Consider the following 9964-nt stretch of genomic DNA (forward strand, 5'->3'; position numbering starts at 1 on the left):
AAAACCTCCTTTGAGATCAATAAATCTGATTGTTTTTTAATCTAATACTACTCTTTTGTCAATTTGTTCATATGAATAGTGTCAAGCGTCTATTTAACCATATCAGATATCAGCGGTATCTAAGCGCTTTTGTATACTGAAGGGAAAGTAGTAATTTACTTTGTTTAATTGATCGAGATCCAAAAGAGATCCTTATTTAGATCATTTGTTAGACTTCCTCTATCCCATTTTGCGGCGTTTTTTACATTCACCCTTTATGATTTCCTATTTATTACTCAAAACTCAATCAAGCGCGTTATACGGCGTTTAGCATGTGGTTATAAAAATTAGCCAATATTTCTATTGAATGTGACTTATTTTTCTATCATTAAATCATGATAGCATGAAGTTTTATTTTAATATCAATCTAAATGTGGCAATATAGCCAACTACAACATGAAATAATGAAAGAGTGAAATCATGATAATTTCTTGCATTGGTCAGAAAGGTGGCGGCGCAAAAAGCACTATAGCTAGAACGTTAGCCGTAGGTTTTACTGAAGCCGGTTGGAAAACTCACCTTGCAGATATTGACGAAAAGCAGCAAACCTCTTTGAAGTGGTGCAAAAGAAGAGAAGATGCCGGCTTAGCTGTTGTTGATTGTGCATTATACCGGCGAGTTGAAACTGCAGTTAAAATAAAAGATCAATATCATTTGCTAATCATCGATGGAAGACCTGCAGCCGAAACAACTTCGTTAGACGTAGCTCTCGAGTCAGACCTTGTTCTGGTTTCTACTGGAACAACAATTGACGACTTAGAGCCATCATTAGAGTTAGTGAGAGAGCTGATCAAAAAGGGAATAGATAAAGATAAGATTACTTTTATTGTTGCTAAATCCCCGTCTGACAGTGAAGGCGTTAAGGCTCAAGAAACAATAAGGGCTTGGGGCTTTAATGTGCTTAATTCAATAATTCCTTTTAAAACGAGCTACGGAAACGCACTTGATCTAGGGAGAGCATTGAATGAAACCTCATTTAAGTCATTAAATCTTATTGCTAAAAACATGATTGAAGAAGTTCATGATATAATTAATTCATGATATCATGAATTGGTATTGTAAATAAAATTGATTAATTAGTAGAGGTGAGAATGAAAGCGCCAAAAAGTAATATCAAATTAACACCACCACAAGATAATGAGCCAACCCTTGACGTGACAGGGAAAGGAGCGAAGCCTGATACAGATATCAAGCCTATTCAAATAAAAATTCCTGTTAACAAACATAAAGAAATGAAAGCGTATGCTGCAGAGCAGGGGATCTCAATGACGGAAATGTTATTGACTGGATATGAAATGTATCGAAGTAAAATGAATTAATGAAATCATGATTTCATTAATTTGTTTGTGTTATATCAAATAGTTAGTTGGATTTTTAATTGTTTGTTATTTTTACATTCAGTATTTTCTTATTTGAATATTTTGTATTTCAGTAATAAAATGCCAGTATCAAAAACCGAACGGTTATTATTTAAAGATATTGAATTGAAAGGCTTTTTTTGCCTTCATCTCGATAAATCTCTTTTCCAGAAGCTCCCTTGCCTTTCTCGCTTGAAATAAGAAGTTTTCTACCTAAGATAGAATCCATATAGTTTTTTTCATAAGAATCAGAGCTAACTAGTGTTGAAGAACAAATATTTTTGTTTGTATTCGTATTTGTGAATTTAACAGTGAAGGCTTTTTTGGCTGTGTCTTTTAGCTCTTTAGCAGATAGCCCACCATAGGAAACATTGATCAGTGTTGGAGAGGTCAATTGGTTGAACTCTTTTTCAGAGTAGTAATCACCGTTCTTTGTGATATAGAAAAATTGAGAGCCACTAATGTAATATTTTTCGTTATGTCGATCTCTATCATTTTCTATATTAGAACAAAAAGCGGAATGGTCACCTAACCCGAACTGGTGAGAGTAATATGCACAGCCATTTAACGTAAATAATGATATGAATATGATTGATAATGATTTCATGCTAAATATTACTCTTTGAATTATTTAAATTTTATTAGCGTTCCAGTGTCTTTTTACTGTTGCTATACCAATACCTAAATGCTTTGCTACTTTGCTTTGGCTTAAACCTGCTTCTTTGGCTATTTGTATAGCTTCTTTATGAATGCTTGATCCTTTAGGTCTCCCCAGTGTGACGCCTTTCGCTTTGGCTTTTCTTAATCCTTCATGTGTTCTCTCGATAATCCGAGATTTTTCAAATTCAGCAAAAGAGGCAAAAAGTTGCATCATTAATTTACCTTCTGCAGACATGAGATCGGCTATTGGTAAATCGAGACAAATTAGGTTTATTTCTTTCTCACTTAATAAGCTTATCGTTTTTTGAATATCGATATTATCTCTTCCTAAGCGATCTAATTTCAAAACAACTAACGAGTCACCCGCTTCCAGCTTATTGTTAACCAAGTTAGCAAAATGGGGACGTTGCATTGCAGGAACGCCACCACTAATAGTCTCATTCACAACCCTATAATCTGGAATATTTTTAAATTCTGCTCTCCAATTACGTATTGCCATAACTTGGTTTTCTGTATCTTGTTCTACCTTTGAACACCTACAATAAATAAAAATTCTACCCATAACTTTATCCTCCTAAGAATCATTAATCGGTATCATAATGTTTTAAGGTATCAATAAGTTATGTCAATGCTTTTGTAGCGAATAAAGTTACCTATATCCCTAATATCAATAACCGTTCGGTTTTTGATACCGTAAAAATACGTAGGGGGAATAGGTATGGCTGAGTGTCCATTTTGTAAATCAGAGGTTCATGATGAAGCTTCGATATGTCGAAGCTGTGGAGCTGAGAAAGTTGACTCATTCGGGGGGCACTTTAATAAAGCATTTAAAGAGACTCAACATGGAGTAGCGCCATTAGGTTTTGTAGGATTGCTTATTGGGGGGCTTTTGGGGCTTTCAGTCGGCATGAATTCAAATGGTGTTCTAGGTTTTATTGTATTCATACTTATTCTTTTATTTTTTATAACGCTCCCTGCTTTATTAAGAACACTACTTTTTAGAAGAAATAAGACAATTTGGTATAGATAACTTATAAATAGGAATAATTATGTCTAAGTTTAAATGTTCAGTATTAGCTTTAACGGTATTAGCTTTGTCTGGTTGTGGTGAGAAAAGCGATATAGAGAACGCGATAAATAAAAACATAGAAAATAAGGAGTATTGTTATAGCCTACAAGATAATGATATTTCATTTCCTATCACAATAGGACGAGATAACTTTTCTCAAGATTTTTCACCTATTTTAAAAGGATTAGCTAATCAAGGGTTAGTAACTTTACATAATCAAGGTTATAGGGATTATGTTATAAGCTTAACCGAAAAGGGGGCTAAAACAGATTTTTGGGATAAAAAACGTGGTGTGTGTATGGGGAAACGGGTTGTTGACGATATAAAAGAGTGGACTGAAGGTGAGCAAAATACAATCATGGTCACATATACAGAGAAATTAGTTGATGTTCCTCGTTGGGTAGATAAAAAGTCTTTCTCTGATATTGAAGGAATGGATAGCCCTGCAGAGAAACGTGCTGTTTTAAAAAAAACAAGTAATGGTTGGAAAGTTTGGAATTAATATAAAACGTTTTCAAAAAAACACAGAAAGCAGACAAAACAAGTTTTGCCTGCTTTCTGTGTTGTCATAACTAAATTTAATAGTATTCGATAGATAAAAATTTGACATTACCTTTTTATGTATTATTTATTTTACTAAATAATCGATTAAATAACTATAAAGAGGTTTATAATGAATTATAATTTACCAAGCCCAGAGGAAATGATTAAACAATTAGGTGATTTAATTAATAAAAGGAATGAAAAAGAGAGATTGGGAGATTTTTTCAATAATGATTATTTTTCTGAGATCAGAAAATGTATAAACAATGAAGTTTCTGAAATAAAAAACATGGAGGTTAAAAGGTCAATAAAAGGTGCATATTTAAGCGCTTGTATAAAAAGATACAAAAGGAACATAGTAAAAGACTACATACTTAAAATAGCGATTATTGAGGGGTTAGACCTGACTCAGAGGATAGCAGATCTATTTTTTATTGAATGCCTAGGAAGAAGTGTGGGAGAGTTCTTTCTCAATGAGCATTTTTCTGGATTGCAATATAAAGAAAATAAATTAACTAAAATAAAAAGAACGAGTGAAAATATTGTATTAAATCCAGTAAAAAAAGAAGAAGTAAAAGGAATTATAGCAAAATATAAAAATCAAATTATCGACTCAGTAGAAAAAATAAAATGTTATTTTTACGAAGCTAAGCTTTCTTGAAATACTATTGCTATTTAATCGACTATATAACTTTTACTATCTAAGCTAATTAATCGATTAATTGATATTAATAACTAAAGCTAAATAATCGATTAAATAGCTTTAAATGTAAATATTTGACTTTTATTTTATTTGATTTATTTACTTTATATGTGAGAGAGCAAGCTCAGACAATACTGCGTATTGTCGCTTGTGAGGGGTTGGCTTCGCCCTCCCCTTCAATCCCCACCCAAGGGCGGAAAAACCAAAAGACAAAATCAAAACCCAATCGGAGGTGTTATTTATGGAAGTGAAAAAGTTTTATAAAGATCGCTATCAGCGAAAAAATTCTGTGCGTTTATGTTTTAATGATTTGGAATTTTCCATTGTCGAACAAATAGCAAAAGATAAAAGGAAAAGCAAAGCTACCGCATTGCGTGAATTTATTCTCGATAAAGAAATAAAAATAAAAAAAGACATTCAGTTAACAGATCAATCTGGTGTTTATTATGAGTTACATAAAATCGGTGTGAATATAAACCAGATTGCTAAGAAAATGAATACAGACTTAGAGCAGTTCTTATCAGGCAATGGTGAGGAATTCGCTTATTTAATTGAGGAAATCTTCGAATATATTGAATATATAAAAAACAGGATAAATTAATTATGTATCATAAAATTATAGGCGGTATCGCAGATAGAAAACAACGAAATATAAAAAATGCGGTTAATTATTTATTAAGGATAAGTAAACCAGAAGAGCAGATACACGTTAAAACGCTCTCTATGACGTCACAACAAGACTTATTAAATTTTAATAACTTCATATTACCAAAGAATAAAAAATCGCCCTACGTGTGCGGTGTGCTCTCATTTGAAGAAGAAAACATTAATGAAGACTTAAAAGTCAAAATTATGTCTGATTTTGAAGAAATGCTTTTTTCAGGGATAGAACTAACGAATAGACCGCCTTTAATGTGGGTTCAGCATACTGACAAAGATAGATTAGAACTCAATTATTTAACATTTAATGCATTGGCTGACGGTCGTTCTTTTACTGCTTACTTTGATAAGACAGATAGAAAATTATTCAACACATTTTCAGAGATCATAAATTATGAAAATGATTTTTCCAGTCCATTAGAGAAGTTAGATAAAAGAAACACATTGATAAATAAACCAAATCCTCAAGTTCCCAAAGATAAAAAGCTTCTTATTGAAAATCTTAACAATGAAATTATGGGGAAAATTATGATTGGCGAATTAGTAGATCGTAACGAAGTAATAAAATACATAGAATCAATAGGTTATAAAATAAATAGAGTAAGAAAAAATGCGATAAGTATAAAGTTAGAAAATGACGACAAACCCATTGTTTTAAAAGGAGATATTTATGAAGAGGGTAGAATATACGCAGATTATAGAAGAGAGCCAGAAGTTAGCAATAGAAGAGATCCAGAAGTTGTTAAAAGCGCACTCAATCAATTTAGAGACGACTTTGAGCGATTGCTTAGCAAACGACAAGATAAACATAGAAAACGCTTTAAAAGCTCACAGAGAAGCATTGAGAAAAGCATTGAGAGCAGAGTTAACAGCCAAGATTTGGATCAAAATTTTGAATTTCAAAATTCATTTGGGATTGGGGGCGTTACTTTCTCTAAGTCTAATTTATATCACGATATTAACCATAATAATAATTTTAAAATAGAGGAGGAAAACAGTGAGTTATATATTAGAACGAATAAGAGAAAAGAAAAAACAGAAGCAGAAAGATTTGAATTATTACGAAATAGAATACTTGAAGCTAAACGAGTCCAGAAATCAATTGATCATGGAATTGAGAGATTTAGAGATCAGCAGCATAGAATTCGAGACTCAATTAGAACTACTCAATTCAGAAATGGATTTGTTAGAGGATACGTTGCTAGATTTAGTGAACTATTTAACGAAATCTTGCGAAGAGCTTTCAGCTTTAGTCTCAGAGCTAAAACCCTCGAAGAGCGCAAAGAAAAAGCAAAAATCCTCCAAAAAGAAAAAGCGTCCGAACTCAAAAGTTCAGGAAGAAAGTTTAGAGTCAGATATTGAAAATATAAAGCGTATGGTTGATTTTTTAATGTCACAATATAAAAAAGCAATAGAAAATAAGAAGAAAGAAACTATAAAGGGCAATTGATTTGCCCTTGAAATCATAGCTATATAATCGATTAATTCGTCTAATGAAAAAACAAGCCATTGTGTCTTTAGTATATGTTTTATTTTTCAATCTTTAGATTTGAATTTATGAAATCATAAATGTCATCAAGATAACTAATTGTTTTTACTTTTAAAATAATTTTATCATTTGAATATTTAAGTTCTTTTTCTTCATAATCCTCAATTATTTCATTAGGAGATGTCAGTATTTTCTCTATTATATTTTCACTTATAGTTGGAAGCCGAAAACTAGGGTTTACTTCATATTCTACATCAAATTTATAAGATTCATTTATTGTTTTAGCGGAAAGAGCTGCCGTTTTTTCAACTAAACTTTCATTGCCAACGCGAATACCTCTGTCTTTATGTGGGTTCTTTCGAATTTTATCTAATATATTTAATTCTGTATATATCCAAGGAGAGTATGTGCTTTCGCTTTCTGAGTTTATGTTAGATATGGAATTTTCTGTATTTAAAAATATACAACAGTCACTTTTATCTATAGTATCCATTAATGCATTTGATAAGGTAAGATAAAAGTTAGTCCCAACTCTTAGACTGCTATCGTATCTAAGTAAGTGGTCATTTGGTTTTGGGTTTTTAGAATAGTTGACGTTTATTTCATAAATAGCGTTATCAACAAATTGCCAAAAATAAGAATCTATAAATGTTTTTATTTTATAATTTGCATAAAGGTAATTAGCTATTTTTATTGCTATATTTTTATCTTTATGACTATGAGACATAAAAATATGACAATCAGATTCTGGGAACCAATTTTTTATTATATCAGTATGCTTTATTTTTACTTCCTTTTTTTCTTCATCAATATCTAATATTGACTTAATCTCTTTTATTAAATTGTCTTGACCATAATTATAAATTAATGAATTATAATTATTTATATCTTTATTTAGAAGTTTACTATCTAAAGATTCATTATCTATTTTTAAATTGAATTTATGTAGCATGATTCACCTTGTTATATTAAATAGCTTCCAATTATTAAACTTGATATCATTATGAAGTAATACGGTATAATGCTAATTGTGAAGTATACAGATAAGTAGGAAGTTTTGACCTTCTTTAAAGATATTATAGTTAATGAATTCTTTATGTCTTCATTATCAATAGATTCTACCTTTCTATTATACTCATTTCTAAAAATTCTCTCCTGTTGTAAATAGTATGTATCTAATAATGAAAACATAAATAATATTATAATAGATAATGTTATTACGATAGGAATTGAGTTTGGGGAGTATGATTCTATTTCATCCAATTTTGGTATAAGTGCGATGATAACTGCACTTATTGATAAAGCCCATCCCTTTATAAAAAATGAGTTAGATGCCATTCTTTTTATTATGTCTTGAATATAACCTAGTGACGATATAATTGATTCATTTTTATCCATGAAATATCTCCTATCCAATTAAATTTAAATCTTGTTGCTTGTAGCGCTTAGCTAATGATTTAACGGCATCGATTGTAGCATTCATGCTATCAGCAACCTCTCTCCAGGCTAAACCTTTCTGGCGAAGTTCAAACGCTTGTTTTCTGCGAGCTGCAGCTTCTTGTTCGTAATCTTCACGATCCTGAGAATAGTATTTTTTTACTGTTGCGATTGATACACCATATTCAAATGCTAAATCTTTTGCTTTTGTGTTTCTTTTTTGATTTTTAATTTTCATAGTAATTCATTCCTTAGTGCAGCGAGTAGATTAGCTGCTTTTTTCTTCGTCTTAGTCTTCCCTAGGTTTCTTTTTCCTCGCTCACTTTGTATTTTTGAAAATTGTTCGGAGCTAAAATTCTTCCATACCCACTTTCCAACGCTTCTTGCTGTTGCTTTAATTTCGTTAAAAGGTAATAAATTAGTCGGATTTGAATAAGTATTGAGATTAATTGCTTGTTTTTCGATTTCATTCATCCAGTGATGAAAATCGCTGACGTCTTTAAATTTTAAAACATTTTTATAAGCATAATGCCTTAAGTCGTCAAAAAGGTTGACGTTGCGACCTAATCCAAAGCTTTCATACTTAGTGGTCTCTTTATTTGTGTTTTCTAGTGTAATGAAATCAGCTAAATAATCGAGTTCATATAAATCCGCATTACTCCAGTGTGGTCTCCAGTGTGGATTGAATGGGTTTTTAGTTATTAAGCCTGCAAATCCCTGATCTGCTTTTAGGCTTTTCCCCATTTCTAACTCAACTGCAGCGGCATAACGTAAAGGTTCTAACTTTGCGTTTTGCGTCTTACATACCCCTCTTTTTAGTATATATCCCATATGACAACGCCCATTTTCTGGGTTTTGAGTTGTAAAATGAGGAACTGGGAGGTGTGCTTCTTCAAAATCATAAAAGCTGTTATCTCTATCTATATCAAACAATAAGCATGTTTGAATTGAAGGATTATTTATCTGTAAGTAAAGCATATCTAACGCTTTATTTTTAGGTCTTATTTTTAGCCCGTAATCTAGGTTATCACTGCAATATGGCTTATTGGGAAGTTGACTAATTATTGTTTCTTGGTTATCGTTATACATGAATAAACAATTCCTTGTAGTTGAAACCCTGCACTTAAGTTTGCCGACCAGAGTGTGGGGTTTTGTTTTTTATAAGTTATAACTCCTTTTTTCTTTGTGTCAAGTGTCTAAATTAACCATATCAGATAACAGCCAACTTTTGGGTGGGTTTTCATACTAAAAAGGAAAACTGTTTATTTAGATCATTGGTCGTGTCAAGTGTCTAGATTAACCATATCAGATAACAGCCAGATCTTCTGGGGGGTTTTAGATCATAGGAAAGTAATGCTATTTATAAAAAAGGACTGATTTTTCAGCCCTTTTCCTTATATTGTTATGGCGTTTTTATTGTCTTAGTGAAGTCTGACCATTGTTCAATTCTAAATGCTCTAATATCTCTTACTGACTTTGGAAACCAACTCATTGCTTTTAATGCGGTCATTGCATTGAATAAGTTAGCCATATCTTCGTTGTGGTTTGTGTATAAGCTACCTTGAACTCGTTGAAATCCGAAGTTTCCCAGTGTTGTAGCTATGTCTATGTAAGCTTGCGATACACCTTTAGGGTGGTTTGCTGATGTCTCTGCTACTACTAAATCAAATGAAATTGCATACATAATTATTTAGCTTCTGGATCTTCTATGAGTTGAGATAATTTATACTTCTCTTTTTCGCCACTTTCTAGCAGGGTGATATTCACTAAAATATCTCCGTCTGGAAGATCGCTATCTTTCTCGCCAACCTGATATAGAACCCCATAGTTCCCAAAGGTTTTTATTGCTCCAGTTGGTATTTTGTTTATTGTCATCATGAAAACCTCCTTTGAGATCAATAAATCTGATTGTTTTTTAATCTAATACTACTCTTTTGTCAATTTGTTCATATGAATAGTGTCAAGCGTCTATTTAACCATATCAGATATCAGCGGTATCTAAGCGC

The 9964-nt window shown here is 31.8% G+C and carries 15 protein-coding genes; 7 read left to right on the forward strand and 8 right to left on the reverse strand.

The window, feature by feature from the left end; genetic code table 11:
• Positions 1-459 precede the first annotated feature (459 nt).
• Positions 460-1080 carry a ParA family protein gene (locus tag ACH6EI_RS27515; protein ID WP_112307963.1) on the forward strand — a complete coding sequence of 207 codons (621 nt, stop codon included), beginning with the start codon at positions 460-462 and terminating at the stop codon, positions 1078-1080.
• 50 nt (positions 1081-1130) lie between these two features.
• The gene (locus ACH6EI_RS27520) at positions 1131-1358 is read left to right on the forward strand and encodes a hypothetical protein (protein WP_096865195.1); all 228 of its coding nucleotides are present in this window, start codon (positions 1131-1133) and stop codon (positions 1356-1358) included.
• A gap of 151 nt (positions 1359-1509) precedes the next feature.
• Here ACH6EI_RS27520 and ACH6EI_RS27525 read toward each other — a convergent pair whose 3' ends face one another.
• Both ACH6EI_RS27525 and ACH6EI_RS27530 read right to left on the reverse strand, forming a co-directional pair.
• Entirely contained in the window at positions 1510-2004 is a 495-nt protein-coding gene (locus ACH6EI_RS27525) for a hypothetical protein (RefSeq protein ID WP_070928798.1), read from the reverse strand.
• 24 nt (positions 2005-2028) lie between these two features.
• Entirely contained in the window at positions 2029-2619 is a 591-nt protein-coding gene (locus ACH6EI_RS27530; protein ID WP_015353860.1) for a recombinase family protein, read from the reverse strand.
• Between the two features lie 156 nt (positions 2620-2775).
• On the opposite strand from ACH6EI_RS27530, the gene ACH6EI_RS27535 reads away from it, so the two are divergent.
• From ACH6EI_RS27535 to ACH6EI_RS27555, 5 genes are all read left to right on the forward strand, one after another.
• Positions 2776-3087 (forward strand): hypothetical protein, encoded by a 312-nt coding sequence (locus tag ACH6EI_RS27535; protein ID WP_015353861.1) that lies wholly within the window; start codon positions 2776-2778, stop codon positions 3085-3087.
• 19 nt (positions 3088-3106) lie between these two features.
• Positions 3107-3628, forward strand: a complete 522-nt coding sequence (locus ACH6EI_RS27540) for a hypothetical protein (RefSeq protein ID WP_048609169.1) — start codon at positions 3107-3109, stop codon at positions 3626-3628.
• A gap of 171 nt (positions 3629-3799) precedes the next feature.
• Positions 3800-4330, forward strand: coding sequence for a hypothetical protein (locus tag ACH6EI_RS27545; RefSeq protein ID WP_015353863.1), 531 nt, complete (start codon positions 3800-3802; stop codon positions 4328-4330).
• A 283-nt stretch (positions 4331-4613) separates the two neighbouring features.
• A complete protein-coding gene (locus tag ACH6EI_RS27550) occupies positions 4614-4973 on the forward strand; it encodes a plasmid mobilization protein (protein WP_112307959.1) in 360 nt (119 codons plus the stop codon).
• Positions 4974-4975: 2 nt separating this feature from the next.
• Positions 4976-6394: a relaxase family protein gene (locus ACH6EI_RS27555; protein WP_096865201.1), complete on the forward strand. Its 1419-nt coding sequence runs from the start codon at positions 4976-4978 to the stop codon at positions 6392-6394.
• A gap of 167 nt (positions 6395-6561) precedes the next feature.
• On the opposite strand, the gene ACH6EI_RS27560 is transcribed toward ACH6EI_RS27555, so the two are convergent.
• The 6 genes from ACH6EI_RS27560 to ACH6EI_RS27585 form a co-directional block, all read right to left on the reverse strand.
• Complete coding sequence (locus ACH6EI_RS27560; protein ID WP_112307961.1) at positions 6562-7473, reverse strand: toll/interleukin-1 receptor domain-containing protein; 912 nt, start codon at positions 7471-7473, stop codon at positions 6562-6564.
• An 11-nt stretch (positions 7474-7484) separates the two neighbouring features.
• Positions 7485-7919: a hypothetical protein gene (locus tag ACH6EI_RS27565; RefSeq protein ID WP_112307962.1), complete on the reverse strand. Its 435-nt coding sequence runs from the start codon at positions 7917-7919 to the stop codon at positions 7485-7487.
• A gap of 10 nt (positions 7920-7929) precedes the next feature.
• Positions 7930-8196: a plasmid replication protein gene (locus tag ACH6EI_RS27570; RefSeq protein WP_096865198.1), complete on the reverse strand. Its 267-nt coding sequence runs from the start codon at positions 8194-8196 to the stop codon at positions 7930-7932.
• The gene (locus tag ACH6EI_RS27575; protein WP_096865197.1) at positions 8193-9047 is read right to left on the reverse strand and encodes a replication initiation protein; all 855 of its coding nucleotides are present in this window, start codon (positions 9045-9047) and stop codon (positions 8193-8195) included. The genes ACH6EI_RS27570 and ACH6EI_RS27575 overlap by 4 nt, the downstream gene beginning before the upstream one ends.
• 313 nt (positions 9048-9360) lie before the next feature.
• Complete coding sequence (locus tag ACH6EI_RS27580; RefSeq protein ID WP_096865196.1) at positions 9361-9642, reverse strand: virulence factor; 282 nt, start codon at positions 9640-9642, stop codon at positions 9361-9363.
• Positions 9643-9644: 2 nt separating this feature from the next.
• Positions 9645-9833 carry a DUF5397 family protein gene (locus tag ACH6EI_RS27585; protein WP_237074000.1) on the reverse strand — a complete coding sequence of 63 codons (189 nt, stop codon included), beginning with the start codon at positions 9831-9833 and terminating at the stop codon, positions 9645-9647.
• Positions 9834-9964: the final 131 nt, after the last annotated feature.

The organism is Priestia sp. JSM ZJ58, from assembly GCF_044383985.1.
GTDB classification, from domain to species: Bacteria; Bacillota; Bacilli; order Bacillales; family Bacillaceae_H; genus Priestia; species Priestia zanthoxyli.